We start from the raw sequence: 26,970 nt of genomic DNA, 5'->3' as shown, positions 1-26,970 counted from the left end.
CCATGTGCGGCATTGTCGGAATCGTGGGGAACGCCCCGGTCAACCAGGACATCTACGACGCTCTGCTGCTGTTGCAGCACCGGGGCCAGGACGCGACGGGCATCGCCACGGCGGAGACGACCGGCGTCATGCACATGGCCAAGGCATCGGGCATGGTCCGCGAGGCCTTCCGCACGCGCGACATGCGATCGCTCCTCGGCAACGTCGGCCTCGGTCACGTCCGCTACGCCACCAAGGGCACCGCGTCGAGCGAGGAGGAGGCCCAGCCGTTCTACGTGAACGCGCCGTACGGCATCATCCTCATCCACAACGGCAACCTCACCAACACGCGTGAGCTCACCGCCGAGATGGCGCACCGCTACCGCCGCCACCTGAACTCCTCGAGCGACACCGAACTGCTGCTGAACGTGCTCGCCGGCGAGCTGCAGGAGACGACGTCGCTGGTCGACCTCGACCCCGAGCGCATCTTCGAGGCCGTCGCCCGGACGCACGAGCGCATCGAGGGCGCCTACGCCGTGATCGCCGTGATCGCCGGGTACGGGCTGCTGGCCTTCCGCGATCGCTTCGGCATCCGACCCCTCATCCTCGGCAAGCGGCCGTCGACCGTTCCCGGCCGCGAGGGTCGCGACGAGTGGGTCGTCGCCAGCGAGTCGCTCGTGCTCGAGAACGGCGACTACGAGGTCGTGCGCGACGTCGAACCGGGCGAAGCCGTGTTCATCACGAGCGACGGCGAGCTCTTCACGCGTCAGTGCGCACCCGTGACGCAGCTCGCGCCCTGCGCGTTCGAGTACGTCTACCTCGCCCGACCCGACTCGATCATGAACGGCATCTCGGTCTACGAGTCCCGTCTGCGCATGGGTGACCGGCTGGCCGACACGATCGCCAAGCACGTCCCGCTCAGCGAGATCGACGTCGTGATGCCCATTCCGGATTCGTCGCGCCCCGCCGCGATGGAGGTCGCGCGCAAGCTCGGCATCGAGTACCGCGAAGGCTTCTACAAGAACCGCTACGTCGGCCGCACGTTCATCATGCCCGGCCAGGCCGTGCGCAAGAAGAGCGTCCGGCAGAAGCTGAACGCGATGTCGACGGAGTTCCAGGGCAAGAACGTCCTGCTCATCGACGACTCGATCGTCCGAGGAACCACGAGCAAGCAGATCATCCAGATGGCTCGGGACGCCGGCGCGCTGTCGGTCACCTTCGCCTCAGCGGCGCCGCCGATCCGGCATCCGCACGTGTACGGCATCAACATGCCGTCGCGGCACGAACTGGTGGCCTACGGGCGCACGATCCCCGAGATCGCCGAGGCACTCGGCTGCGACCACCTGGTCTACCAGGAGGTCGAGGACCTCAAGGCTGCCATCACCGAGGGATCGGCTCTGACCGAACTCGATCTCAGCCCGTTCGACGGGAACTACGTCACCGGAACCGTCTCGGACGAGTACCTCGCCTGGGTGGAAAGCACGCAGACGTCGTGACGCCGGACGTGGGTGCACGTCCGCTCTGGCGCGGACGAGCGCTCGCCGTCGTCGGCATCCTGCTGTGCGCGTTCTCGCTGCGTTCGGCCGTCGCCTCCCTCTCGCCGCTGATCGATCAGATCTCGGCGGAGTTCCCGTTGTCGCCGACCGTGCTCGGGCTCATCGGCACAGCACCGCCGGTGTGCTTCGCGATCTTCGGGCTGGCCACGCCTCAGCTGGAGCGTCGCCTCGGTCTCGAGCGCGTGACGGTCATCGCGCTCGGCGCGATCGCCGCCGGGCTCGTGCTGCGCGGATTCTCGGTGGATGCTGTCACGCTGCTGCTGACGACGGCGTTGATCTTCGCCGGTGTCGGGATGGGCAACATCCTGCTTCCGCCGCTCGTGAAGAAGCACTTCCCCGACCGTCTCGGGCTGATGATGACGCTGTACACGACGGCGATGTCGCTGTCGACGTTCCTGCCGCCGCTGGTGGCGGTACCCGTGGCGGATGCCGCGAGCTGGCGCGTCTCGCTGGGCGTGTGGGGCGTGTTCGCGATCGCCGGGGTGATCCCATGGATCATCATGCTGGTCCGCGAGCGGGGGGCCGTGGCCGCCGTCGGGGTCGCGCCGATCCGCGACGACCTCGCCGGGGCGGGCGAGCTCGATCCGGTCGTGCTCTCCACTGGACCTATCGCCGTCGTTCCGACGAGCTCGCGCATCTTCGCGCGATTGGCGCGCCTGCCTCTCGCATGGTCGCTCGCGATCGTGTTCGGGACGTCGTCGACCATGGCCTACGTGTCGTTCGCATGGTTGCCGTCCATCGTCACCGACCTCGCCGGTGTCTCGGCCGCGACCGCCGGACTGCTGCTCTCGCTGTTCGCGTTCATGGGGCTTCCGGCCTCACTGCTGGTCCCGGTGCTGGTCGTCCGATTCCAGGCGACGAGGCCGCTGTTCATCGTCGCCGCCGTCAGCGGCATCGTCGGGGTCGCCGGTCTGCTGTTCTGGGCGAACGAGGTGACCGTGTGGCTGTGGATCACGCTGTTCGGCATCGTCGGCGCGATGTTCCCGCTCGCTCTCGTGCTCATCAGCATCCGCGCGCGCACGCCGGAGAGCGCCGTGGCGCTGTCGAGCTTCGTGCAGAGCGCCGGGTACATCATGGCGGCGGCGTTCCCGTTCACGATCGGTCTCCTGCATGACGCGACGGATGCGTGGACGGTCCCGCTGCTGGTGATCGTCGCGGTCCTGGTGGTGTCGATCCCGTTCGGGATCATCGCCGGTCGCCGCCGCACCGTGGAAGATGAGTGGGAGCAGCGGCACGGCAGCTGGTGAGCACGCCGGAATCGGCGGTGTCTTCGCAGGTCGGCTTCACGTTGATAGGTTCGACTGCGAACCGCGACACGAAACGGATGCCATGATTCCCACCGTCACACCGCTCACCCTCGGTACGTCCGGCCTCGGCCGCGGAACGGAACCGGGTTCGCCCGAGGAGGAGCAGGCGGTCGCGACCGCGGTCGATCTGCTCACCAGCAGGCACGGATTCGTCGATACCTCCAACAACTACGCGGGTGGACGCTCCGAGGCCGTTCTCGGGCTCGCCATCGCCCGCCTCGGCGCCGAAGCCGGGCAGAAGGTGATCTCCAAGGTCGACTGCGATCCCGAGACCGGCGTCTTCGATCGCGACCGCGTGCTGCGTTCCTTCGACGAGACGATCGCGCGGCTGGGGGTGGAGCGGCTGACCCTGTTGCATCTGCACGATCCGTACACGGTGACGTTCGACGAGGCGATGGGCCCGCAGGGAGCCGTCGCAGGGCTGATCGAGCTGCGCGACTCGGGTCGCGTGGACGCCATCGGTGTGGCGGCGGCGCCCGTGCCGCTGATGGCGCGGTACGTCGCGACCGGTGCCTTCGATGCCGTGCTGATCCACAATCGCTTCACCCTCGTCGATCAGTCGGCGTCGCCGGTGTTCGCGGACGCCCACGAGCGAGGGATGACGGTCTTCAACGCCGCCCCATACGGATCGGGTCTGCTGGTGACCGGGGCCCGTGACGGGGCGAAATACGACTACAGCCCTGTGCCGGCGGAACTGTTCGCCTGGGTCGAGGGACTGGAGCGCGTGTGCGCCGCACATTCGGTGCCGCTGGCTGCCGTCGCACTGCAGTACTCGCTGCGCTCGCCTCTCGTGGACTCCACCGTCGTCGGGGTCGCGAGGCCGGGGCGCCGCGCGCAGTCGGACGAACTCATGGACACGCCGATTCCCGAGGCGCTCTGGGGCGACGTGGACGCGCTCGGTCCTGCGCCTTCCCCGATCGACGACAGCAGATACGCCTGAGGCACGTCCGCTCGCGCGGGAAGAGCGACCTCAGCCGACGAGCACCTCGTCGCCGACCCGAATGACCCCGCCGACACCGGTGCGGTCCTCGACGTCGCCGCTGACCCCCTGCAGCAGCAGGAGTCGGCCGAGCGTCGGCTCGCTCTGACCGACACGGGTCGTCAGCGTCGTGAGCACCTTCGCGTCGCGGACTCCCGTGTCGGGGTTGGCGTGCGTCGCGAGGCATCGGACGATCGGTCCGTCGACCGAGAAGCGCACGTCGCCGATGCGGACCTCGCCGGTCCAGGCGAGCTCGTCCCATGCCTCGACGCCGTCGATCACGACGTTCGACCGGAACCGGCGATCGTCGACCTCGTGATCGAGGGCTGCGCCGAGAGCTGCGACACTCGCGGCGCTGTGCACAGAGACATATCCGCGCGCACGATCCTGAAAACGCGCATGCTCGCCGTCGCCGACCAGTACGATCGGCAGTCGGCCGGGCCGGCGCAGACGCTTGGCCTCCGGCGATTCCATGACGAAGTCCGTGACCGCATCGGAGAGTTCGCGTCGGCCCTCGGCATCCAGGCCGGCGTCGACGAGCAGCGCACCTGCCCGCATGATCCGCACGTGTCGCGTCGCATCGTCGTAGGTCAGGCGGAGTTCGGCGAGCGTCGGGAACGACTCCAGCGCCAGCCCCTTCGACTTCGGCCAGTGGTCCAAGCCGTCGCGGTCCTCCGGAGTCGCGGCATCCGCGAAGCGGAAGGCGAGCACGCGGTCGCCGGCGATCCGCCCGTCCGGCTGGACCACCAGCTCATCGCGGCGCTCGGGCGTGAACCCTTTCACGGGGTGACGATAGAGCGCGATGACACGGGGCATGACAGCATCCTTCCAGGCGCGGCCGACGGGAGCGGGCCAGCGCGCGGGTACGACGATGACCCCGCCGCGTCGGCGACGGGGTCATCGATGATCGAACTCGGGCGTCAAGCCTTTTCGAGTTCGTCCTCGTCTTCGTCTGCGTACTCGTCCGCCCACTTGTCGACGTAAGCGTCTTCGTCGGTCGGGTGAGCCAGCTCGCGCTCCAGCGCAGAGTAGTTCACCGACGGACTGTACGCCTTGAGTTCGCGGGCGATCTTAGTGTGCTTCGCCTTTTGACGGCCACGGCCCATGCGCGAGACCCCCTCACGATCTAAGCTGCGGGCATCTGGGGCCCGCGCATTCACGACACCGGCCGAACGCCGGTAAGAGTAGCATTCAGAATAGCACGAGGGCCGGACTCACTGGCCGTTCGAGACCCGGAGAAGGGAACGATCCGCATGTCAGATGCCGGTTCCACGTCGTCCGAAGAAGCCGTTCAGAACGGCGAGCTGCAGAAAGCCGTGATCGTCGGCATGCAGCCCGACCAGAACGCTCGGGTGCTGCAGGAGGCGATCCGCTACGCAACCCTTCTGGGCGCGCCGCTGGTGGTCGTTCACGTCGACGTCACACGCTTCGTGACCTACGAGGACCCGGACGGGTACGTGCACTCGGCGCCGATCGACATGAACATCGAGACCGGCGCCGCCGAGTTCGAGCACGTCACGGAAGCCGCCACGGCCGTGCTCCAGGGCACAGGGCTGACCTGGACCTCCCGGCAGCTCGTCGGCGACCCCGCCCTGGCCATCAAGCAGCTCGCCGGAAAGCTCGATGCGCAGTTGATCGTCATCGGCACGCGCAAGCGCGGCTTCGGCGAGTCGATCCGCGAGTTCTTCACCGGTTCCGTCGCGGCGCGCCTCGCGCACCGGCAGCACCGCTCGATCCTGGTCGTCCCGCTCGATGAGCCGGTGCCGGACGACCAGGCCGAGATCTGGACCGAATAGCGAGTCTCAGCTCTTGATGGCGCGGGTCACGGCCTTCGCCGCCGCATCGAGTGCGTCCTCGAGATCGCTGACGACGGATGCCGAGAGCGCACCTCCTCGCGCCACATGCGTGCGCAGATCGCTGCGGATGCGGGCACGGAAGGCGTTGACCACGGCATCCGCTCGTCCGAGTTCTTCGCGGCTGGCGACGCGGGGATCGTCCGGTCCGGTGCCGCGCGGACGCGACTGGGAGCCCTTCCGCTCCTCGTTCGCGGCCGAGGCCAGGTCGGCGCGGAGGCTCTTCATGGCCTCCTGCACGCTCTGGCGCACCTCGTTGGCGATCAGTCGGACCGAGTCCGCGAGGTCGTCCTCGATGCCGGCGAGGTCGTCCTCGCGGGAGGCGAGCTCCGCTCGACCCGCGTCCGTGATCGCGTAGATCGTGGTGCGGCCGTCGATCGTCTTGGTGACCAGGCCCTCCTCCTCGAGCTTCGCGAGACGCGGGTAGATCGTTCCGGCACTGGGCGTGTACGTGCCCCCGGTGCGGTCGGTCAGCGCCTGGATGATCCCGTAGCCGTGCTGTGGGGACTCCGCGAGCAGCGACAGCAGGTACAGGCGCAGGTCGCCGTGGGAGAAGACCGCGGGGCTCATGCTTCCCACTCCTCGTCATCGGCCACCGTGCGCACGGGCTGACGCAGCACCGTGATGTCGCCGGAGACCGAGTTCGTGCGGACGTCGACGAAGCTCCCGGCCAGTTCGCCGGCTGAGCCGGTGTAGTTGGTGGGGCCGGACGACCCGCGGTCGATCCCGTCGATCAGCACGCGACCGCTCATCGAGCGCATCACGTAGTTGGCGGGGAGGGTCTCCTCGAGGCGGATCGTGCTGTTGCCGGCGACGGTGTTGAGGTTGATCGTGTTGATGTTGCCTGTGGCATCGGCCCAGATCGCGCCCGAGACGGTGTCGATCGTGATCTTGCGGACCGAGCCGGTCACCGCGACGTCACCCGAGACGCTGTTCGCGTTGACGGATCCGGTCAGCTCACGGATCTGCACGTCGCCGGAGACGGTGTTCACCGACAGGTCGCCGGTATGGGTGTCGACGATGATGTCGCCGGACACCGTGTTGAGCTTCGCGTCGTTGGCGAGTCCCGAGACCAGGGCGCCGGCGTTGACCACGCCGAGATTCAGGGCGATGCCTCGCGGCACCGCCACGCTCACCTCGGCCTTGGGGCCGCCGGAGCCGAAGTTGCGGAACACCTCGAGGAAGTTGTCCCAGCCGATCTGGGGGTGGTCGATCTCGATCTGCGTCCCGTCGGACTCGATGCGCAGATCCTTGGTCGTTACGCCGTGCACTTCGATTCGGATGCCGGGTTCGTCATGCGCGACGACGTCGACCTGACCGCCGACCAGGCCGATCTTCAGCTTGGTCGCCTGGGCGATGTCGATAACGCGTTCCTCGCCGGGGGCGATGAGCCACTTCTCGGTCATGTTCGTCTCTCCTGAGTCTGAGCGATATCGAGATATATCGCGTGTATTGAGAGTAACACGATATATCTCGAGATTGTCAAAAGAATCTTCAGATTCTGGCTTGACCTTGACGTCGCGTCAACTTCTACGGTGGAGATATCACGAACGAGAGGAGGTTGCCGTGGGCACACGCGATTGGTCGATCCAGGAGATCGCACGGCTGGCAGGTACGACGAGCCGCACGCTTCGTCACTACGACGACATCGGGCTGCTGACGCCGACGCGCATCGCGCCCAACGGCTACCGGCACTACGACGAGCAGGCGCTCGTGCGACTGCAGCGCATCCTGCTGCTGCGGGAGCTCGGACTCGGGCTGCCGCAGATCGCCGAGGTGCTCACTCGTGAGCGTGCCGAGGCATCCGCCCTCGAGACCCACCTCGCGCTGCTGCGCGAGGAGCAGACCAGGCTGACGCGTCAGATCGCGTCGGTCGAATCCACCATCAACGCATTGAGAGGAGGTGAAGAACTCATGGCAGAGAACATGTTCGACGGCTTCGACCACACCCGGTACAAGGAGGAGGTCGAGGACCGTTGGGGCAAGAAGGCCTACGCCGACAGCGACCGCTGGTGGCGGAGCATGACGGATGCCGAGCGCACCGACTGGCAGCAGCTGGTGTCCGACCTCGGACGCGACTGGATCGCCGCCGCAGAGAGCGGCGTCGACCCGGCGTCCGACGAAGCCCAGGCCATCGCCCGACGCCACGTGGAGTGGCTCACGGGCGTGCCCGGTACACCCGCCGCCGTCCCCGGTGGTGACGTGAAGGGCTACGTGATCGGGCTCGGTGAGATGTACGTCGCAGACCCGCGCTTCGGCGCGAACTACGCGACGGCCGACGGCGGCACCCGCGGTGCGGAGTTCGTCCGCGACGCACTCCGCATCTACGCGGAGGCGAACCTGTAGCACCTGTGAAACTGCAGGTCCTACGGGCGGGAGGAGAGAGTCCGGGATGCATTCCCGAGGCTTCTCTCCTCCCGTTCGCTGTTCTCCCCGACGGCAGGATTCGACGATATGCGGTGCGCGCCGTGCCCGGTCGCATCTCGAGGCCTAAGGTCGAGTCATGCGCGACAGACGCCGGACCGCCAGGACGCCGCCGGTGTTCGCGATGGCCGCGCTGAGCTACCTGCTCAACTGTGCGCTGGGCGCGGCCGTCGCGACGAAGCTCGTCGACACGACCCGATTCCGGTGGGTGCACCATGCGCTGTACATCCTGACGTTGGTGTCCGCAGCTGCGGCACTCAGTTCGGCGCTGTGGGGTGTCCCTCGCAGGCGGAGCCGTCGCGCGGCGCTCGTTCTCGCTCCCGCGGCCGTCCCTCTCGCGGTGATCCCGTTCGCCGGAACCCGCGGGCGACGGCATCCGCTCGTGGCGCTGTCTGCCGCACCGTTCTTCGTGGCGAGCCTCGTCGCCATGGCCCTCGACCCCGACCGAAGGAAGTGAGCCGTATGGAACTGCTCGATGCGATCCGTCGCCGCAAGACCACGAACGGCGCGTTCCTGCCGGACCAGGTTTCGGAGGAGCATCAGCGGATTCTCCTGGAAGCGGCAGGGCGGGCGCCGTCGCAGTTGAACAGTCAGCCGTGGCGCTTCGTCGTGATCGAGAACCGCGGCACCATCCGTCAGATCGCCCGCATCTCGGGCGAGAGCATGACGGCGACGATGTCCAACGGGACGTTCTTCGAGCGGTACAAGCCCTACTTCCGGTTCAGCCAGGCAGAGATGGACGAGAAGCGCAGCGGGATGCTGTTCGACAAGCTGCCGGCAGCGTTGCGCCCCTTCACCAGCCAGGTCTTCACCAAACGCGGGCAGACCCTCATGAACGCCCTCGGGGTGCCGAAGACGCTCGGCGCCGAGAACCGGAAACTCGTGGAAGGCTCCCCGTTGCTGCTCGGCGTGATGCTCGATCGCACCGAGTATCGGCCCGGGGAGCTGTCCTCCTTCTACTCGGTGTTCAGCATGGGAGCGGCGATGGAGAACATCTGGCTCACCACGGTGGAACTGGGCATGGGCATCCAGTTCATCTCGTTCCCGATGGAGGCGCCAGGGCGCTGGGACGAGATCGTCGAGCTCCTCCACGTCCCGGACGACCTCGAACTCATGGCCGTCTACCGGCTCGGGTATCTTCCGCCGGAGCAGCGTCGCCCGGCCATCGACTGGTCGAGCAGCCAGCGCCGGCTGGCGTCGCAGTACGTCTTCCGTGAGACCTGCGAGACTCCCCAGCAGGGCTGGGACGACTCCGGGCCACGGGGCTGAGGTCAGTCCCGCCCCGAGCGCGGCAGCCGTCGGAGATCTCGGAGCGCCGGACCTTCGATGCGGGTGCCATCCGGGGCGAACCGCGACGCGTGCAGCGGGCAGTCCCAGGTGCGCTCCGCATCGTTCCAGTCGAGGATGCCGCCCATGTGCGGGCAGACCGCGTCCACGGCGCGCGTGACGCCGTCGACCGTCGAGATCGCGACAGGGCACCCGCCGCGGTTGCCCACGGATCCGGTGCCCTCGGCGGGCCGCGGCAGCGGCGTCGACCGCTTCTCCGCACCGATCCAGCCCTTGGCGAGCTCGCCGGCCACCTTCGCCCCCTCGTTGGCGGCACGCTTGATGTCGGCGGGGACGGTCATCCGGGTTCCGATCGTGGCCATCCACGTCGGGCGGTCTCGTCGCGGTGTGCCCAGGATCTCGGCGACGAGCCGCAGCGCCGCAGCCGGCGCGTTCGACAGGCCCCATTTGCCGTAGCCGGTGGCGAAGCGGATGCGCCCCAACCCCCGCGGCATCGCTCCGACGAACGGGACGAGATTGTGCGACTCGTAGTCTTGAGCCGACCAACGATGGGTCTCTTCCGCGCCGGGGAAATGCTCGCGGGTCCACGACACGAGGTCTTCGACCTCCGCGGTCTCCGCATCGGAGCGACCCACCGGGTGACCGTTGCCGCCGACGATCAGCTGGGCGGGTTCCGGCCCGTCCGCTGCCGAGATCGGACGGATCGAGCGGGTCGACCCGTCGACGGAGATGAACATCCCGTCAGGCAACGGACCGGGGATGCGGAACGAGACGCAGTACGACCGCAGGCCGTGAACCTTGGCGAAGTAGAGTCCACGATCGGTGATCGGTGTGCCGGTCGCGAGCACGATGTGCTGCGCGAACACCGGTCCCGATGTCGTGTCCACGCGCGGGGTCGGAAGCGCGTGCACGCCCGTGACACGGATGCCGAGGTGCAGCGCGCCTCCTGCGGCGACCAGTTCCCCGGCTTGCGCTCGCGCGACCTGCACGGGATCGATGGCGACCTGGTCATCCAGCGCGACGGCTCCCGCGACGGGGAACGACACCGCGGGGAGGTCGCCCGGTTGCAGCAGTCTGGTCGCCAGGCCGGCTTCGCGGGATGCTTCGTGCTGGCGCCGCACGGACTCGAGGCCCTGCGACGTCTGCGCGTAGGTGTGGTCGGTCCGTCGTGAGTAGGAGACGCCGACGCTGTCGGCGAAGTCGGTGAGCCACTGCATCCCCGCCCGGTTGGCGTCGACGTATGCGCGGACCAGAGAAGCCGGATGATGTTCACGCAGGCGCGCCAGCTGCTGCCCCTGAAGCAGCGACAACTTGCCCGTGTTCGCGCCGGACGCCAGGGCGGCGATCTCGCCCGCTTCGATGACGGCCACATCCATGCCCGCGCGCGCCAGCATGAAGGCGGTCGTGAGACCGGTCAGTCCGGCGCCGACGACGATGACGTCGTGTCGCGTCCCCGGTTCGAAGGGGGTGCGGGGGAACGGGACGTGGTCGACCTTCCAGAGCGGCTTCATGGCCTCAGTCAACGGTCCGATCCGCCGCTGTGGCCACCGCCTTGACAGACGAGCGACCGGCTGCCCCGGGGTCTAGAGTGTCGGCGTGACCTTTCGCCGACTGCTCCTCGTCGTGCTGGGAGGAACCCTCGGCACCGCCGGCCGTCTCCTGCTCGGACTGTGGATGCCCCAGCCCGAAGGCGTTCCGCTCGCGACCATCGTGGTGAACGTGCTCGGTGCGCTGCTGATCGGGGTGCTGGCGGCGAGGCTCCCTGCGGCATCCGATCTGCGCGTCTTCCTGGCGACGGGAGTGCTCGGCGGGTTCACGACGTACAGCGCCTTCGCGGTGAGCTCGATCGAGCTCTGGCAGGGCTCCCCCTGGCTGGCGCTGGCCGTCGTGGTCGCGAGTCTGGGGCTGGGCGTCCTCGCCGCTGCGGCGGGCATGCGCCTGGCGACGACGAGGCGTCGGAGCGGAGAACGATGACCCCGCTCCTCATCCTCCTGGCCTCGGTCGCCGGTGGCCTCGGGGCCGGCGCGAGGTACCTCGTCGATGTCGGAGTGTCTGCGGCCTATCGGCGTCGTGCGCGATCGGATTCTGCCGTCGGACGTTTCCCCTGGGGGATCGTGGTCGTGAACGTGACCGGCTCGTTCGCGCTGGGACTCGTGACCGCGACACTGCCGGATGCCGGGTTCATCGTCGGCGCCGGATTCCTCGGTGGATACACGACGTTCAGCACCGCGATGCTCGACACCATCGGCCTGTGGAAGGACGGCGCTCGCTCCGCGTCCGTTCTGCATCTGCTCGGGACGTTCGGGCTCTCGGTCCTCGCCGCCGGTGCGGGGCTCGCGCTCGGGTCGCTGCGGTAATCCGCCCCCGCCGCCGAACCGACTCAGCCGCCGCACAGCCAGCTCCTGTACATAAGTACATGTACGTGCGTCCAGAAGGGGAGCCATGCATCAGCGCCGCAGACGCGACCCCGAGGCGCGCCGCCGGTCGATCATCGCGGCCGCCGCGGAGCTCATCGTGGAGATCGGCGCAGATGCGATCACGCACCGCAAGGTGGCCGCCCGCGCGGGGGTTCCCCTTGGCGCCACGACGCAGTACTTCGACACCCTCGATGACCTGCGCGACGCCGCACTCGATGCTCTGGTCACCGAGGTCGATCTGCGCATCGAAGTCACGCGGCAGACCGTTGTCGCCGAAGGCGTCACCCCCGGCATCCTCGCGAGGCTCGTCAGCGAAGCCCTCGTCGAGGCGCGCAGCGTCCAGGCCGAACGCGCTGTCGTCACCGCCGCCGTGCACGATCCGCGCGTGCGCGAACTCGCGCGGCACTGGTCCGACGAGGTCGTCGGCTTCATCGCCCCTGTTCACGGAGTGGACAGTGCCAGGGCGGCAGCCGCTTTCATCGACGGCGTACTGTGGCACTCACAGATCCACGACGAGCCGCTCGACGAAGAGCTCATCCGCGACGCCCTCGCCGGGATCCTCCGCTCCTCGGCGTCGACACCGTCCACCACAGCGTCCGTCTGATCGACCGAGAGAGAACAGCCTTGTCGAAACTCGCCGTCCTGAGCTTGAAGAACCGCGCACTGATCGCTCTCGTGACGATCGTCGCGGCCGTCTTCGGCGGTCTCGCGCTCAACAACCTCAAGCAGGAGCTCATCCCTTCGCTCGAGCTGCCGGCCCTGATCGTCATGACGAGCTACCCCGGTGCCTCCCCGGAGGTCGTCGAGAACGACGTGTCCACGCCGATCGAGACGGCGATCCAGGGCGTGCCAGGGCTCGAATCGACCACCGCGACGAGCACCACCAACGCGTCGATCGTGCAGGCGACCTTCGCGTACGGCGAGAACCTCGCGACCGCGGAGCAGAAGATGCAGCAGGCGATCAACCGCATCTCGCAGCAGCTTCCGGAAGAGGTCGAGCCGCAGGTGCTGTCGGTGTCGATCGACGACCTGCCCGTGATCCAGATCGCGGTGACGGGCTTCGACGATGCGCAGACCGCGCAGGCCGATCTCGAGAACGTCGCGATCCCCGACCTCGAGGACATCGACGGCGTCAACGCCGCCGAGATCGTCGGTGGCATCGGCCAGCGCATCACGATCACGCCTGACGCCGCGGCGCTCGCCGAGCGAGGACTCGGCACCGACGCGATCAACTCGGCTCTGCAGCAGAACGGTGCGCTGTTCCCCGGTGGAGCGATCACGGAGGACGGCGAGACGCTGACGGTGCAGACCGGCGCCAAGCTCGGCTCGGTCGACGAGATCGCCACGCTTCCGCTCGTGGGCTCTGACGCGACGATCGCGGACGTCGCGACGGTCGCACTCGACTCCGACCCGGTGACCTCGGTCTCTCGCGTCAACAGCGAGGACGCGATCACGATCTCCATCACGAAGCTGCCGTCGGCCAATACGGTCGAGGTGTCCACCGGTGTGCTCGCCGCGCTGGACGACATCTCCGAGGCGTTCCCGGATGCCGAGTTCACCGTCGTGTTCGATCAGGCGCCCTTCATCCAGCAGTCCATCGAGACGCTCGCGACCGAGGGACTGCTCGGTCTGGTGTTCGCCGTCATCATCATCCTCGTGTTCCTGCTGTCGATCCGCTCGACGCTGGTGACCGCGATCTCGATCCCGACCAGCGTGCTGATCACATTCATCGGCCTGCAGGCGTTCGGCTACACGCTCAACATCCTGACGCTCGGTGCCCTGACGATCGCGATCGGGCGCGTGGTGGACGACTCGATCGTCGTGATCGAGAACATCAAACGGCATTACGTCGGCGACGCCGACAAGATGAGTGCGATCGTGCTCGCCGTGCGCGAGGTGGCGGGTGCCATCACGGCATCCACCATCACGACGGTCGCCGTCTTCCTGCCGATCGTGTTCGTCGGCGACATGGTGGGCGAGCTCTTCCGACCGTTCGCGATGACCGTGACGATCGCGATGGCCGCATCGCTGCTCGTGGCGCTGACGATCGTGCCGGTGCTGGCGTACTGGTTCCTCCGGCCGGGCAAGCCGCTGCTCGATGAGCACGGCGAGCAGATCGACCCCGAGCACCCCGACGCTCCGCCGACGAAGCTGCAGAAGGCGTACCGCCCGATCCTCACCTGGACGCTCAAGCACTCCGGCATCACGGTCGTGCTCGCGGTCGTCGTGCTCGGTGCCACGCTCGCGGCTGCTCCGCTGATGAAGGTCAACTTCCTCAGCGACTCGGGTCAGAACACCATGACCGTGACGCAGGACCTCGGACCGACGGCGAGCCTGCAGACGCAGGACGATTCGGCCGTCGTCGTCGAGGATGCCCTCATGGACGTGGACGGCGTCGAGACCGTCCAGGTCTCGATCGGCTCGAGCGGCTCGTCGCTGCGCGACGCGTTCTCCGGCGGAGCGGGCATCAACTACTCGATCCAGACCGACCCGGACGTCGATCAGGAGCAGCTCCGCGCCGACGTGCAGGATGCCGTGACCGACCTCGAGGACGTCGGCGAGATCACGGTGGCCGCGTCCGCAGGATTCGGCACCAGTGACATCGAGGTCGACATCACCGCCCCCAGTGCAGAAGCGCTGCAGGAGGCGACGGATGCCGTGACCGCCGAGCTCGAGGACCGTGACGGCATCGGAACGGTGACGGACAACCTCGCCGCTTCGCTGCCGTACATCGCCGTCGTGGTGGATCGGGATGCCGCGGCGGCCGTCGGCCTCAGCGAGGTCGCGGTCGGCTCGATCGTCTCCAGCGCGATGCAGCCGCAGCAGGCCGGATCCATCGAACTCGACGGTACCGCCCTGACGATCTACGTGGCCGCTCCTGAGCCGCCGACCACGGTCGAGGCGCTGCGCGAGCTGACGATTCCGACACCGGCGGGCCTCATCCCGCTGCAGGATGTCGCGACGGTCGAGGAGCGCGAGGGCCCCACCTCCATCACGACGCAGCAGGGGCGTCGGACGGCCACGGTCACGGTGCCCCCGGCATCCGACGACCTCGCTGTGGCGACGGCCTCGGTGAACACGGCGCTCGAAGAGGTCGATCTCCCCGACGGCGCCAGCGCCGAAGTCGGCGGCGTCGCCTCGCAGCAGGCCGACTCGTTCTCGCAGCTGGGTCTCGCGATGCTCGCCGCGATCCTGATCGTGTACGTGGTGATGGTGGCGACGTTCAAGTCGCTGCGTCAGCCGCTGCTGCTGCTCGTCTCGGTGCCGTTCGCGGCGACCGGCGCGATCCTGCTGCAGATCGTTACCGGCGTGCCGCTGGGCGTCGCCTCGCTCATCGGCGTCCTGATGCTCATCGGCATCGTCGTGACGAACGCGATCGTGCTCGTGGACCTCGTGAACCAGTACCGCGAGAAGGGGCTGTCCGCGCGCGACGCGGTGATGGCGGGTGGCGAGAAGCGTCTGCGTCCGATCCTCATGACGGCGCTGGCGACCATCTTCGCGCTCACGCCCATGGCGCTCGGCATCACCGGCCACGGCGGGTTCATCTCGCAGCCGCTGGCGATCGTCGTGATCGGCGGGCTCGTCTCCTCGACGATCCTGACGCTGATCGTGCTCCCGACGCTCTACAACCTCGTCGAGGGGGCGAAGGAGCGTCGTGCCGCGAAGCGTTCGGCTCGTGGCGAAGGCGACGACGGTCCTTCCGGTCCCGCCTCCGACTCCGGTCCGGATGCCTCAGGTCCGGAGACCGCCGCCGCCGACCCGCTGGTGAGCGCCCTGGCCGTCGTCGGCGCCGGCGCGGGTGCCGATGCGGCCGAGGACTACGCCGTGCACCCGACGCCTGCACCTGACAAGCATGCGCCGGCGACGGCGCCGCGGGAGGATCGGCCGTCGACCGAGTTGGCACGGTCGGGTGCGACCCACCAGCTCAGCCGCTACGAGGAGGAGCCGTCGTACTCGAACCACTCCGCCGTGGCGGCCGCCGCAGCCGCATCCGCCGCCGCTGCGGCCGCGGCAGCAGCCGCTGCCGCAGCATCCGCCGTGGCCGCATCGGTCGATCAGAGCGAGCAGGCGCGTACGCGCCGCGAGCTGCGCGAGCGTCAGTCCGGCCTGCCGCCGGCCAACCCGCTGCGCTGAGGGCGCCGGATCAGCGAGACGGTCCGAGATCAGGAGGAATGCTTCGAAGCATCCTGATCTCGGGCCTTCTTCCTGATCTCAGGCGATCGCGGCCCGGGGCTCAGCTCAGTTCGATGCCCCAGTGCAGGGTCCAGCTCTCGCCCGGGAGGAGCCGACGGATGCCGAGGCCGCTGTTGAGCGCGTCCGCCGGCGCCGTCATCGGCTCGATCGCGACCGCGAGAGCCTGCCCCGGATAGGACGTCGTCGTGTACACCTGCACGTAGTCGAAGCCCTCGCCCTGCCACAGGGTGACGCGGCGGCCGTCCGGCGCGGTGAGGGAGTGACGCACGCGTCCGTCGGCATCCCGCGTCAGGTCGGCGAAGCCGGTATCGAGCACGATGTCTCCGAGGCGCACGCCGTCCCGCACTTCTGCTGGGGCAGCCGAGGTCCCGGTCGGGAGCATGCGATCGTCGACGTCGAACTGCGCCGCCGCCGGGACGGTGAGCACGAGATCGTGCGGATCGACGTCATCGATCGTGACGAACGGGTGGGTGCCGAGCGCGACGGGAGCCGCGGCATCCGATCGGTTCTCGAGCACGTGCTCGACGGCGATGCCGGTCTCCGTGAGCGTGTACGTCACGCTGGTGCCGAGCTCGTACGGCCAACCGGTCTGGGGAACGATCGTGGCGCGCAGCTTGGCGCATGACTCTGCCTGAGACACCTCGTACGAGGCGAAGCGGAGCAGGCCGTGGCTGGCGTTGTTCAGCTTCGGCTCGGTGATCGCGAGCTGTCGGCCGGTGCCGTCGTCATCCCACACGCCGTCTCGGACCCGGTTCGGCCAGGGGGCGAGGACGACACCCGAGCATGCCGGAGTGGGCTCCCCGAGCGGGTAGGGCGGCACGATGCCGACCCCTCCGACGGTCAGGGACCGAAGGGATGCTCCCACCTGCGCGATCTGCGCAGTGACCGCGCCGCGCTGCAGATGGATCTGGGTGCCGGTGGGGGAGAGAGAAGTCACCCCGACATCGTACGGGGGTCCTCTCAGGTAGTCGCGGTACCCTTGACGGGTCGGCTTCGGACAGCCGCGCATCGGCGCGGGCGATTCTTGTGTGAAGTGTGAGTCCAGGGGCCGATGGTGAGCGTCGATCGACGCGCATGAACCATCACATGAATGGCCCCGGCCGACGGATGTCCGGATCTGTCTGCGCGTGCGCGCCCAGACGGCTGTTCTCGTGTCGAGAACCCAGAAGGACACACCATGCCCAAGAACCACAAGCCCAAGGGCGGACGCCCGGCGCGCAACTTCGAGCCGCGGTACGCCAAGAAGACTCCGTTCCACGATCGTCACAACGACGGCCGTCCGCCGCGTGCGGATGCCGGTGATGACCGTTCCTCGTCGCGTCCCGCCGGTCCGGGCCACAAGAGCCCGAAGCACCGCGGTTACCGCCCCGACGCCGCGTCCGGAGCCCCCAAGCGCCGCTGGACCGAGCAGGAGCGCGCTGGTCGCGACGAGGCCCGCTCGATCCGGGGTCGCGCCGAGTCAGGACGTCGCGAGGCGCCGCACCACCGCGACGAGCGCGGCGGATCGACCGAGCGTCCGCGTTTCACCGGCGGCGAGCGTCGTTTCGACGGCGAGCGTCCGCGGTACAACCGTGATGGTGGTGCTGAGCGTCCGCGTTTCAACAACGACCGCGGTGGCGAGCGTCCTCGGTACAACCGCGAGGGTGGATCGGAGCGTCCCCGATACAACGATGACCGTCCGCGTCGTGACTTCAACAGCGACCGTGGTGCCGAGCGTCCCCGGTACAACCGCGAGGGTGGCTCCGAGCGTCCCCGATACAACGATGACCGTCCGCGTCGTGACTTCAACAGCGACCGTGGTGCCGAGCGTCCCCGGTACAACAACGACCGCGGTGCCGAGCGTCCGCGGTACAACCGCGAGGGTGGTGCTGAGCGTCCGCGTCGTGATGGTGACCGTCCGTCGTACAACAGCGACCGCGGGGCCGAGCGTCCTCGGTACAACAACGACCGTGGCGCCGAGCGTCCTCGGTACAACGACGACCGTCCGCGTCGTGATGGTGACCGTCCGTCGTACAACAGCGATCGTGGTGCTGACCGTCCGCGGTACAACCGCGAGGGTGGTGCTGAGCGTCCGCGTCGTGATGGTGACCGTCCGTCGTACAACAGCGATCGTGGTGCCGAGCGTCCGCGCTACAACGGCGACCGCCAGGAGCGTCCGCGCTACAACGACGAGCGTCCTCGCCGCACGGAGGACCGTCCGCGTCGCGATGACCGCCGCGCCGAGCCGCGTCCGAGCCGCGACAACTGGAACAAGACCGCTGCCGCTCCCGTTGAGCCGGCGCAGGACGTCGTCCACGAGCGTCTCGAGGCGAAGACCGTTCAGGCGGCCGAGGTCGAGAACGTGACCTTCGGTGATCTGGGGCTCGGATCCAACATCGTCGAGACCCTGGTGAACATGGGTGCGGTGTCGCCGTTCCCGATCCAGGCTGCCAGCATCCCGGCAGTGCTCGAAGGCCGCGACGTGCTCGGTCGTGGCCGCACCGGTTCCGGAAAGACGATCGCATTCGGCGCTCCGCTGGTCGAGAGCATCCTGAAGTCGCAGGCCGGCAAGAAGCGTGAGTTCGGCCGCTCACCCCGGGCGATCATCCTCGCGCCGACGCGTGAGCTCGCTCTGCAGATCGACCGGACCATCCAGCCGATCGCGCGAAGCGTCGGCCTGTTCACGACCCAGATCTACGGCGGCGTTCCGCAGGGGCGTCAGGTCGGAGCCCTCAAGAAGGGCGTCGACATCGTGATCGGCACCCCGGGTCGCGTCGAGGACCTCATCAACCAGGGCAAGCTCGATCTCTCGGACTGCCGGATCGCCGTCTTGGACGAGGCCGACCACATGTGCGAGCTCGGCTTCGTCGAGCCGGTGCAGCGGATTCTCCGCCACACCGCCGAAGGCAGCCAGAAGCTGCTGTTCTCGGCGACGCTCGACCGCGAGGTCGCGGCCCTCGTCGAGGAGTTCCTCGTGGACCCGGCTGTGTACGAGGTCGCCGGCGAGACACAGGATTCGGGCACGATCGAGCACCGCGTGCTCGTGATCGACCACCGTGACAAGGCGGAGATCCTCGCATCCCTGGTCGACCGCGAGGGACAGACGCTCGTCTTCGCGCGCACCCGTGCATACGCCGAGATGCTTGCCGAGCAGTTCGAAGAGGTCGGCATCGCCGCGGTTTCGCTGCACGGCGACCTGAACCAGGCCAAGCGCACCCGTAACCTGGCTCGGCTCACCTCCGGCAAGGTCCAGGTGCTCGTCGCGACCGACGTCGCAGCGCGCGGCATCCACGTCGATGACATCGACCTGGTCGTACAGGCCGATGCACCGGATGAGTACAAGACGTACATGCACCGCTCCGGTCGTACGGGTCGTGCGGGACGTTCGGGTCGTGTCGTGACTCTGATCACGCGTCAGCGTCAGCGTCGCATGACCGAACTGCTCGAGCGTGCCGAGATCGACGCGCCTTTCGAGCCGGCGCGTGTCGGCGACGAGGTCATCGAGGAGATCGCGGGTCGCGTTCCGACCGCGGCGGATCTCACCGCCTGATCCTCGCGAGACCTGCTTTGCGGGTGAGACTCGGTCAGCCTGGCCGAGTCTCACCTCGCAGGCCACGTCTCGCGGATGTCAGATCCGGTGCTCGTGCAGCGTCGACGACAGCGAGGTCCCGTTGAGGTCGAGGTAGAGCTGCGCCTCGGTGACGGTGAGCGTGGCGGTGTTCCGCCGCTCGAGCGCTCTGGTGCCATCGTCGATGAAGCCGGCGTCGAAACTGTAGACGCGGATGCCGTCGGCGTCGTGAATGCGCTTGCCCTCCCACGCGGCGACGACCTTCGTCGGGTCACGGTGCGTGTAGACGACGGTGCGTTCCGCGAGGCGGCTGCCGTAGTGCATGCGTTCGGCATCCGGTGCGCCGACCTCGATCCAGGCCGTGGTGCGGCCGGTGAGGTCGCGGACGACGACGGCCGGTTCCTCGGTCGACGACAGTCCTTCGCTGAATGCGATCCCCTCGGTGTGTTCCAGGAGATACGCGAGCACGCGCGTCAGCATGTAGGCATCGGTCTCGGATGGATGCTTCGCCACACGCAGCGTCAGGTCCTCGTAGACCCCGCGGTCCATGTCGGCGAGCTGCACCGTGAACGTGTGGATCATCGCGCCGATAGCCATAGCTCTCGAGCCTACGCGTCCCGTGGGCGGGTCTCCGCTGTATGCGCGTGCTCAGAACAGCATCGGCTGCTCGGCCGCAGCGGATGCCGCGATCGCCGTCGTCGGCCGCGGCGGTAGCGCGCGCCTTCCTCGTGGGCTCTCCGCGTACAGGTCGTCCTCATCGCGTCCGTCGAGCCGGTGCATCCGGATCAGCGGGCGGACGCGCTTCGCGAGCCACTGCCGATAGCCCTTCGGCGCCTCGGCGGAGACACCGGGGTAGAGCCCGCGATAGGAGGCGACGAGATCCGGTCGTTGCTCACCGAGCCATTGCAGGAACCAGGGCTTCACCCCGGGGCGCAGGTGCAGGGCCCCGTAGATGACACGGGCGGCGCCGGCATCCTTGATCCGCGCGAGGGCGGTGTCGATCGCCGCGACGGAATCAGTCATGTGCGGCATGATCGGCATCAGGAAGACGGTCACGCGGAATCCGGCATCCGCGAGTGCGCGCACCGTGTCGAGGCGCGCCTGGGTCGTCGGCGTCCCTGGTTCGATCGTCTTCTGCAGATCGTCGTCGTACATCGCGATCGACATCTGCACGTCGACGGGCACGCGCTTCGCCGCTTCGATCAGCAGCGGAATGTCGCGGCGGATCAGCGTGCCCTTGGTCAGGATCGACATCGGCGTGCCCGAGTCGGCGAGAGCCTGGATGATTCCGGGCATCAGCCGATAGCGACCCTCCGCACGCTGATACGGATCGGTGTTGGTTCCCAGAGCAACGGTCTCGTGCTGCCAGCTGCCGCGTCGCAGTTCGCGCTGCAGCACGTCGACGATGTTGGTCTTCACGACGATCTGCGAATCGAAGTCCGCGCCCCCGTCGAGATCGAGGTACTGGTGCGTCCCGCGAGCGAAGCAGTACACGCACGCATGACTGCATCCGCGGTACGGGTTGATCGTCCAGGCGAATGGCATCCGCGATGGGCCCGGGACCTTGTTCAGAGCCGACTTCGAGAGCACCTCGTGGAAGGTCATCCCGGCGAACTCGGGAGTCGTCACGGATCGGACGATCCCGCTGCGGTTCTCGAGCCCGGGGAGCGCGGACTCGTCCGCATCGTCGATCGCCTGCCCTTGCCACCGCATGCGTTAATTAGAACAAAATATCGAAAGAAGCGCAAGAATATCTGGCCGATGATCGAACGACTCCAGGCCGCGAGTCAGCGTTCACAGCCGCGCAGGAGAGAATGGACGGATGAGCGAGGCGATGGCACCCCGACATGCCGCGCCGCGATCCCGTGCCCTGGCCTTCGCGCTGCCCATCGGTGTCGCGGTCACGGCGCTCGGTGCGCTGTGGGCGCTCGCCGAGGTTCCGGCTCCCGCTCCGGTCGAGCAGCCCGTTCCTGCAGTGGCGATGCACCTGCCTCCTGTAGATGTGGAGGCGACGGTCGCCGCCGACCCGTGCTCGGATGCCGCGGTGCAGGCCGCCCTCGCGGCCGGCGATGACGCCGCGACGATCGCCGGTTTCGGAGGCGGTGAGGCGTTCCGCGCCGCCGTCGCGGCCGGCAACGCGCCCTGCATCTCGCTCAGCGACCCGAATCGCGTCTGGGTCGTCGTCAACAAGGCCCGTCCGCTCTCGCCCGAATTCACGCCGACGGGGCTCGTCGACACTCGGCTTCAGACCACGACGACCGCCGGTTCGGTCCTCCCCGCGCCGGCTGAAGCGATCAACGCGCTCGCCGGGGCGCTGGCGGATGCCGGCGCCGGTGTGCTGGGCATGAACAACGGATACCGCTCCTACGGCATGCAGGAGAACACGTACTCCCAGCACGTCGCGGCCACGGGCCAGCGCGCTGCAGACGAGGTGTCTGCGCGACCCGGCTACAGCGAGCACCAGACCGGCCTCGCGCTCGATGTGGTGTCGTGCAGCAGTGGCTGCGGTGGCATCCGAGCGTTCGGCGGCACGCGCGAGAGCGATTGGGTGAACGCGCACGCATGGGAGTACGGGTACATCGTCCGCTACCTCGACGGCAAGACTCCGATCACGGGATACTCGCCGGAGCCGTGGCACCTGCGCTACATCGGTCCCGAACTCGCCGCGGTCTACAGTGCGGGTGGCTACACGACGCTCGAGGAGTTCTTCGGGCTGCCGGCGGCGCCCGACTACGCGGGCTGAACCGTCTGGCCACTCCCCACAATCGCGGTACCCAGTGTCACCGATTGTGGGAACGCATTCCACAATCGACTGCCTCGGCATCCCCCGTCCGCATAGAATCGCGGCAGCAACGACGACGTTCGGGAGGACGGCATGGAACGCGACATCTACGACGAGGACCACGAGGCATTCCGCGATCTCGTGAAGGACTTCGTGAAGCGACACATCTCTCATGAGGCCATCGAGCGGTGGGATGCCGCGGGCGAGATCGACCGTCCCACCATGCTCGCCGCCGGCGAGGCCGGTCTGATCGGGCTGTCCGTGCCCGAGGAGTTCGGCGGCGCCGGCATGCTGCAGGACTACCGGTTCCGCACGATCGTGATGGAGGAGGTCATCGCGGCCGGTGCGGGGTCCCTGGCCGGTGCCTTCGGCATCCAGGACGACCTGGCTGTGCCGTACCTGGTGCACATGGGAACGCAGGAGCAGAAGGAGAAGTGGCTGCCTCGGATGGCCACCGGCGAAGTGCTGGGTGCGCTCGCCATGACCGATCCCGGTGCCGGCAGCGACCTGCGCGGCATCAAGACGAACGCGAAGAAGGTCGACGGCGGGTACATCCTCAACGGTGCGAAGACCTTCATCTCCTCGGGGACCACGGCCGACGTCGTCGTCACCTTCGTCAAGACCGGCGAGGGCAATCGTCCCGACGCCTTCAGCCTGCTCCTGGTCGAGAAGGGCATGGAGGGCTTCGACCAGGGCAAGAAGCTCAGCAAGATGGGCTTCCACGGCTGGGACACCGCAGAGCTCAGCTTCACGGACGTCTTCGTCCCCGACGAGAACCTCATCAGCGGCAAGGAAGGGCAGGGGTTCATCCAGCTGATGCTGAACCTGCCGCTCGAGCGCCTGTCGATCGGCGTCGCCGCGGCGGCCGCCGCGCAGGCCGCCCTGGACTGGACGGTCGCGTACACGAAGGACCGCGAGGCGTTCGGCGAGCGCATCGCCGACTTCCAGAACACCCGCTTCCGCCTCGCTGACATGGCCGCGACCACGGACGCGATGTGGGCGTACATCGACCGCGCGCTGCTGGCGTACAAGAACGGCACGCTCACGGCCGAGGATGCCGCGAAGGTGAAGTTCTGGGCCACAGAGCGCGAGTGGGAGGTGCTCGACAGCGGCGTGCAGTTGCATGGCGGCTACGGCTACATCATGGAGTACCCGATCGCGCGGGCGTTCACCGACGCCCGTGTCCATCGCATCTACGGTGGCACCAACGAGATCATGCGCGATCTCGTCGGCCGACAGATCGTCGGCAAGCGCTGACAGCACCGGCTCCACGAGAACGCCCCGAGATCTGATCTCGGGGCGTTCTCGCGTTAACGCACGCCCCGAAAAGAATTTGCTATTCAGTGTTGCCAAGTACCGGTACTCAGTGTTACTTTGTACCGGTAGTCAGCGACACAGAGTAGATCGGAGGTGATCGCATGGCGAACCAGATGACAGAGATGCTGAAGGGCTCGCTCGAAGGCATCGTGCTCGCGATCCTGGCCGAGCAGTCCGCGTACGGATACGAGATCACGGCACGGTTGCGGGACCAGGGTTTCGCGGACATCGCGGAGGGCACCGTCTACGCGCTGCTCGTCCGCATCGAGCAGAAGGGCCTCGTGGACGTGGAGAAGGTCCCGTCCGAGAAGGGCCCGCCGCGCAAGGTGTACTCGATCAACACGCAGGGTCGGGAACAGCTCGCCGAGTTCTGGAGGACCTGGAGCTTCCTCGCAGAGCGCATCGACCGGCTCCGCCACACAGACAGCAACACCAATGAATCGGGAGCATGACATGGCGAACAAGTGGATCGAGATGGTCACCGGACCGCTCGAGCAGAAGAAGCAGTACAAGCAGGACAAGGCGCGCATGGAGGCTCTCCCCGAGCCCTACCGCACGGCCGCGACCGCGATGAACCGGTACTTCATGTACTACGGCGGAATCACCAGCGGCGACACGCTCATCCAGATGTTCACGGACCTCGTGGACCTCTGGGAGCGGGCCGCCGTCGACGGCACCCCGGTGCAGGACATCATCGGCGACGACCCGGTGGACTTCACCGAGACGTTCGCCAAGTCCTACCAGGGCAAGGAATGGATCGACAAGGAACGCGCTCGTCTGACCAAGGCGTTCGACGAGGCGATCGGAAAGGAGAAGCGCTCATGACCACGGCAGCCATCCACGTGCGCGGCATCCGCAAGTCCTTCAAGGACCTCGAGGTGCTCCGCGGCGTCGACTTCGACGTCGCCCCCGGCAGCATCTTCGCCCTGCTGGGTTCCAACGGAGCCGGCAAGACGACGGTGGTGCGCATCCTCTCCACCCTGTTGAAGGCGGATGCCGGGACGGCATCCGTCCACGGCTTCGACGTCGCATCGGCACCGAACGACGTGCGGGAGTCGATCAGCCTGACCGGGCAGTTCGCCGCGGTCGACGAGGTGCTCACGGGGCGTGAGAACCTCGTGCTGATCGCCAAGCTGCGCCATCTGAAGAACCCTGGTCGGATCGCGGACGACATGCTCGCACGCTTCTCGCTGACCGACGCCGGTGGGCGGAAGGCGGGCGAGTACTCCGGCGGTATGCGCCGTCGACTCGACATCGCCATGAGCCTGGTCGGCAACCCGCCGATCATCTTCCTCGACGAACCGACCACCGGCCTCGACCCGCAATCGCGCATCGAGGTGTGGGACACGGTGCGCCGGCTGGCGAAGAACGGCACCACGGTGCTGCTGACCACGCAGTACCTCGACGAGGCGGAGCAGCTCGCCGACCGCATCGCCATCCTCCACAAGGGAACCATCATCCAGAACGGCACCCTCGACGAACTCAAGCGCCTGCTGCCGGCGGCGAAGGTCGAGTACGTCGAGAAGCAGCCGACGCTCGAAGAGGTCTTCCTCGCCCTCGTCGGCGAGGACACCTCTGCAGCACAGACCGAAGGGACCGCATCATGACCTCGCACGCTCTCGCCGACACCGGTGTGCTCACCGGTCGCTCGCTGCGGCACATCCTGCGCAGCCCGGACACCATCATCACGACAGCGGTCACCCCCGTCGCCCTGATGCTGCTGTTCACGTACGTCTTCGGCGGTGCCATCAACACAGGCACGGACGAGTCGTACATCAACTACATGCTCCCCGGCATCCTGCTCATCACGGTCGCATCGGGCATCGCGTACACCGCATACCGACTGTTCCTGGACATGCAGGGCGGCATCTTCGAGCGCTTCCAGTCGATGCCGATCGGCCGCTCCAGCGTGCTGTGGGCGCACGTGCTCACGTCGCTGGTGTCCAACCTCGTCTCGATCGCGATCGTCATCGGAGTCGCCCTGGTGATGGGCTTCCGCACCGGCGCATCGTTCGGGGCCTGGCTGGCCGTGGCCGGCATCCTGATCCTGTTCACCCTGGCTCTGACCTGGGTGGCCGTGATCGCAGGTCTGTCGGCGAAGACGGTGGACGGCGCGAGCGCCTTCAGCTACCCGCTGATCTTCCTGCCGTTCATCAGCTCGGCGTTCGCGCCGACCGACACGATGCCCGCTCCCGTGGCCTGGTTCGCCGAGAACCAGCCGGTCACGTCGATCGTGAACACGATCCGCGCGCTGTTCGCCGAGCAGCCGGTCGGATCCGACATCTGGATCGCACTGGCATGGCTCGTCGGCATCCTGGTGGTCGCCTACTTCGGCGCCTCGGCGGTCTACCGCAAGAAGCTGCGTTGATCGCATCCTCGTGCGCACGGCCGAGGAGAGTGCCGGTTCAGGAAACCCTGAACCGGCACTCTCCTTCTTTCCAGTGCGACCGCTCAGGCCGTCGGCTCCGCTGCCGACTCGCGGGCCGCTTTGGATGCGGGCGATGCGGCACCGATCTTCCAGTATCCGCAGAAGCTCACCAGATTCCTGTCGACGCCTCGCTCGGACACGAGCTGTTTGCGCACGCCCGACGCGAGCGCCTGCTCACCGGCGCCGTACGCGTGGAACGGAACGGCCGGCAGGTCGGTGTCCCGCAGCCGCGCCAGCGCGAGACCACCCGGCAGTGCATCGTGCGGCCGGACGAGCCAGACCACGTCGAGACCTTCCGGATGCGGAAACTCGAGTGCGTCGTCCTCGGACGGCACCTCGATGATCGCCGTCCCCGTCGCCGAGGCGGGCAGTGAGGCGCTGATTCCGGCGATGGCCGGAAGAGCGGTCTCATCGCCGACCAGAAGCACGCGATCGGTTCCGCGCTGCGGGTTGAACGTCAGGCCTTCGTCGATGATGAGCACATGCTCGCCGGGACGGCACGTCTCGGCCCAGCGCGACGCGGGGCCGGCTGTGCCGTCGGCCGCGGACCCGTGCAGCACGAAGTCGACGTCGATCTCGGCATCCGATTCGGCGGTGCCGGGTCGATACGCGCGCACGGTGTAGTTGCGCATCACCGGGCGCTCGTCGTCGGGAATCCGCAGGAACTTCAGATACCCGAGCGTCTTGTTGGCCTTCGCAGGGACGCGATCGAGCCCGGCCTCGCCACTGATCGGCAGGAACAACCGGAACCACTGGTCGTAGCCCATCGGCTGGAATCGGGAGACCTCGCCGCCGCCGAAGGTGACGCGGATCCAGTGCGGGGCGAGCCGTTCGCTGCGCAGCACGGTCAGGTGGGTGAGCTCCGACGACGCGGGCTTGACCATCTTGGAGTAGGCCATG

Annotated in this window: 27 protein-coding genes; 18 read left to right on the top strand and 9 right to left on the bottom strand. The window is 67.8% G+C overall.

Annotated features, from left to right (window positions below):
- Positions 1-2 precede the first annotated feature (2 nt).
- The 3 genes from purF to ACFCYE_RS00240 all read left to right on the top strand — a co-directional run bounded on the left by purF (position 3) and on the right by ACFCYE_RS00240 (position 3,782).
- Positions 3-1,475: an amidophosphoribosyltransferase gene (gene purF, locus ACFCYE_RS00250; RefSeq protein ID WP_376175518.1), complete on the top strand. Its 1,473-nt coding sequence runs from the start codon at positions 3-5 to the stop codon at positions 1,473-1,475.
- Positions 1,472-2,782 (top strand): MFS transporter, encoded by a 1,311-nt coding sequence (locus ACFCYE_RS00245; protein ID WP_376175516.1) that lies wholly within the window; start codon positions 1,472-1,474, stop codon positions 2,780-2,782. Before purF ends, ACFCYE_RS00245 begins: the two co-directional genes overlap by 4 nt.
- Positions 2,783-2,864: 82 nt before the next feature.
- Entirely contained in the window at positions 2,865-3,782 is a 918-nt protein-coding gene (locus ACFCYE_RS00240) for an aldo/keto reductase (protein ID WP_376175514.1), read from the top strand.
- Positions 3,783-3,812: 30 nt separating this feature from the next.
- Here ACFCYE_RS00240 and ACFCYE_RS00235 read toward each other — a convergent pair whose 3' ends face one another.
- A complete protein-coding gene (locus ACFCYE_RS00235) occupies positions 3,813-4,637 on the bottom strand; it encodes an MOSC domain-containing protein (RefSeq protein WP_376175512.1) in 825 nt (274 codons plus the stop codon).
- Between the two features lie 104 nt (positions 4,638-4,741).
- Positions 4,742-4,927 (bottom strand): DUF3073 domain-containing protein, encoded by a 186-nt coding sequence (locus ACFCYE_RS00230; protein WP_282214816.1) that lies wholly within the window; start codon positions 4,925-4,927, stop codon positions 4,742-4,744.
- Between the two features lie 147 nt (positions 4,928-5,074).
- Here ACFCYE_RS00230 and ACFCYE_RS00225 point away from each other — a divergent pair, with 147 nt between their 5' ends.
- On the top strand, positions 5,075-5,617 hold the full coding sequence (locus ACFCYE_RS00225; RefSeq protein ID WP_376175510.1) for a universal stress protein: 543 nt from the start codon (positions 5,075-5,077) through the stop codon (positions 5,615-5,617).
- A 6-nt stretch (positions 5,618-5,623) separates the two neighbouring features.
- On the opposite strand, the gene ACFCYE_RS00220 is transcribed toward ACFCYE_RS00225, so the two are convergent.
- Together ACFCYE_RS00220 and ACFCYE_RS00215 are read right to left on the bottom strand one after the other, a co-directional pair.
- Complete coding sequence (locus ACFCYE_RS00220) at positions 5,624-6,244, bottom strand: PadR family transcriptional regulator (RefSeq protein WP_376175508.1); 621 nt, start codon at positions 6,242-6,244, stop codon at positions 5,624-5,626.
- Positions 6,241-7,080: a DUF4097 domain-containing protein gene (locus ACFCYE_RS00215; RefSeq protein WP_376175506.1), complete on the bottom strand. Its 840-nt coding sequence runs from the start codon at positions 7,078-7,080 to the stop codon at positions 6,241-6,243. The genes ACFCYE_RS00220 and ACFCYE_RS00215 overlap by 4 nt, the downstream gene beginning before the upstream one ends.
- A gap of 160 nt (positions 7,081-7,240) precedes the next feature.
- Between ACFCYE_RS00215 and ACFCYE_RS00210 the strand changes: the two genes are divergently transcribed.
- The 3 genes from ACFCYE_RS00210 (at position 7,241) to ACFCYE_RS00200 (ending at position 9,367) form a co-directional block, all read left to right on the top strand.
- Positions 7,241-8,020: a MerR family transcriptional regulator gene (locus ACFCYE_RS00210; RefSeq protein ID WP_376175504.1), complete on the top strand. Its 780-nt coding sequence runs from the start codon at positions 7,241-7,243 to the stop codon at positions 8,018-8,020.
- A gap of 157 nt (positions 8,021-8,177) precedes the next feature.
- Positions 8,178-8,555: a hypothetical protein gene (locus ACFCYE_RS00205; RefSeq protein WP_376175502.1), complete on the top strand. Its 378-nt coding sequence runs from the start codon at positions 8,178-8,180 to the stop codon at positions 8,553-8,555.
- A gap of 5 nt (positions 8,556-8,560) precedes the next feature.
- Positions 8,561-9,367, top strand: coding sequence for a nitroreductase family protein (locus ACFCYE_RS00200; protein ID WP_376175500.1), 807 nt, complete (start codon positions 8,561-8,563; stop codon positions 9,365-9,367).
- Between the two features lie 2 nt (positions 9,368-9,369).
- Here ACFCYE_RS00200 and ACFCYE_RS00195 read toward each other — a convergent pair whose 3' ends face one another.
- A complete protein-coding gene (locus ACFCYE_RS00195; protein WP_376175498.1) occupies positions 9,370-10,896 on the bottom strand; it encodes an FAD-dependent oxidoreductase in 1,527 nt (508 codons plus the stop codon).
- 85 nt (positions 10,897-10,981) lie between these two features.
- Here ACFCYE_RS00195 and ACFCYE_RS00190 point away from each other — a divergent pair, with 85 nt between their 5' ends.
- The 4 genes from ACFCYE_RS00190 to ACFCYE_RS00175 all read left to right on the top strand — a co-directional run bounded on the left by ACFCYE_RS00190 (position 10,982) and on the right by ACFCYE_RS00175 (position 15,936).
- Positions 10,982-11,359 (top strand): fluoride efflux transporter FluC, encoded by a 378-nt coding sequence (locus ACFCYE_RS00190; RefSeq protein ID WP_376175496.1) that lies wholly within the window; start codon positions 10,982-10,984, stop codon positions 11,357-11,359.
- Positions 11,356-11,742 carry a fluoride efflux transporter FluC gene (locus ACFCYE_RS00185; RefSeq protein WP_376175494.1) on the top strand — a complete coding sequence of 129 codons (387 nt, stop codon included), beginning with the start codon at positions 11,356-11,358 and terminating at the stop codon, positions 11,740-11,742. Before ACFCYE_RS00190 ends, ACFCYE_RS00185 begins: the two co-directional genes overlap by 4 nt.
- Positions 11,743-11,827: 85 nt before the next feature.
- Positions 11,828-12,406 (top strand): TetR/AcrR family transcriptional regulator, encoded by a 579-nt coding sequence (locus ACFCYE_RS00180; protein ID WP_376175492.1) that lies wholly within the window; start codon positions 11,828-11,830, stop codon positions 12,404-12,406.
- Between the two features lie 20 nt (positions 12,407-12,426).
- Positions 12,427-15,936, top strand: coding sequence for an efflux RND transporter permease subunit (locus tag ACFCYE_RS00175; RefSeq protein ID WP_376175490.1), 3,510 nt, complete (start codon positions 12,427-12,429; stop codon positions 15,934-15,936).
- Positions 15,937-16,036: 100 nt separating this feature from the next.
- Here the strand turns inward: ACFCYE_RS00175 and ACFCYE_RS00170 are convergent, their stop codons facing one another.
- Positions 16,037-16,933: an aldose 1-epimerase family protein gene (locus tag ACFCYE_RS00170; protein WP_376175488.1), complete on the bottom strand. Its 897-nt coding sequence runs from the start codon at positions 16,931-16,933 to the stop codon at positions 16,037-16,039.
- 240 nt (positions 16,934-17,173) lie between these two features.
- Between ACFCYE_RS00170 and ACFCYE_RS00165 the strand changes: the two genes are divergently transcribed.
- A complete protein-coding gene (locus ACFCYE_RS00165) occupies positions 17,174-19,525 on the top strand; it encodes a DEAD/DEAH box helicase (protein ID WP_376175486.1) in 2,352 nt (783 codons plus the stop codon).
- 78 nt (positions 19,526-19,603) lie between these two features.
- On the opposite strand, the gene ACFCYE_RS00160 is transcribed toward ACFCYE_RS00165, so the two are convergent.
- On the bottom strand, positions 19,604-20,140 hold the full coding sequence (locus ACFCYE_RS00160; protein ID WP_376175485.1) for a YaeQ family protein: 537 nt from the start codon (positions 20,138-20,140) through the stop codon (positions 19,604-19,606).
- 51 nt (positions 20,141-20,191) lie between these two features.
- Positions 20,192-21,256 carry an Rv2578c family radical SAM protein gene (locus ACFCYE_RS00155; RefSeq protein WP_376175483.1) on the bottom strand — a complete coding sequence of 355 codons (1,065 nt, stop codon included), beginning with the start codon at positions 21,254-21,256 and terminating at the stop codon, positions 20,192-20,194.
- A 109-nt stretch (positions 21,257-21,365) separates the two neighbouring features.
- On the opposite strand from ACFCYE_RS00155, the gene ACFCYE_RS00150 reads away from it, so the two are divergent.
- The 6 genes from ACFCYE_RS00150 (at position 21,366) to ACFCYE_RS00125 (ending at position 26,010) form a co-directional block, all read left to right on the top strand.
- Positions 21,366-22,286 (top strand): M15 family metallopeptidase, encoded by a 921-nt coding sequence (locus ACFCYE_RS00150; RefSeq protein WP_376175482.1) that lies wholly within the window; start codon positions 21,366-21,368, stop codon positions 22,284-22,286.
- 132 nt (positions 22,287-22,418) lie between these two features.
- A complete protein-coding gene (locus ACFCYE_RS00145; protein ID WP_376175481.1) occupies positions 22,419-23,582 on the top strand; it encodes an acyl-CoA dehydrogenase family protein in 1,164 nt (387 codons plus the stop codon).
- 161 nt (positions 23,583-23,743) lie between these two features.
- On the top strand, positions 23,744-24,094 hold the full coding sequence (locus tag ACFCYE_RS00140) for a PadR family transcriptional regulator (protein WP_376175479.1): 351 nt from the start codon (positions 23,744-23,746) through the stop codon (positions 24,092-24,094).
- A gap of 1 nt (position 24,095) precedes the next feature.
- Positions 24,096-24,467, top strand: a complete 372-nt coding sequence (locus ACFCYE_RS00135) for a DUF1048 domain-containing protein (RefSeq protein ID WP_376175478.1) — start codon at positions 24,096-24,098, stop codon at positions 24,465-24,467.
- Entirely contained in the window at positions 24,464-25,249 is a 786-nt protein-coding gene (locus tag ACFCYE_RS00130) for an ABC transporter ATP-binding protein (protein ID WP_376175477.1), read from the top strand. Before ACFCYE_RS00135 ends, ACFCYE_RS00130 begins: the two co-directional genes overlap by 4 nt.
- Entirely contained in the window at positions 25,246-26,010 is a 765-nt protein-coding gene (locus tag ACFCYE_RS00125; RefSeq protein ID WP_376175475.1) for an ABC transporter permease, read from the top strand. The genes ACFCYE_RS00130 and ACFCYE_RS00125 overlap by 4 nt, the downstream gene beginning before the upstream one ends.
- 83 nt (positions 26,011-26,093) lie before the next feature.
- On the opposite strand, the gene ACFCYE_RS00120 is transcribed toward ACFCYE_RS00125, so the two are convergent.
- Positions 26,094-26,969, bottom strand: a complete 876-nt coding sequence (locus ACFCYE_RS00120) for a siderophore-interacting protein (protein ID WP_376175474.1) — start codon at positions 26,967-26,969, stop codon at positions 26,094-26,096.
- Position 26,970 lies beyond the last annotated feature (1 nt).

The organism is Microbacterium sp. NPDC056234 (genome assembly GCF_042267585.1).
Lineage (GTDB): Bacteria > Actinomycetota > Actinomycetes > Actinomycetales > Microbacteriaceae > Microbacterium.
This window is presented reverse-complemented; position numbering and strand designations above follow the sequence as displayed.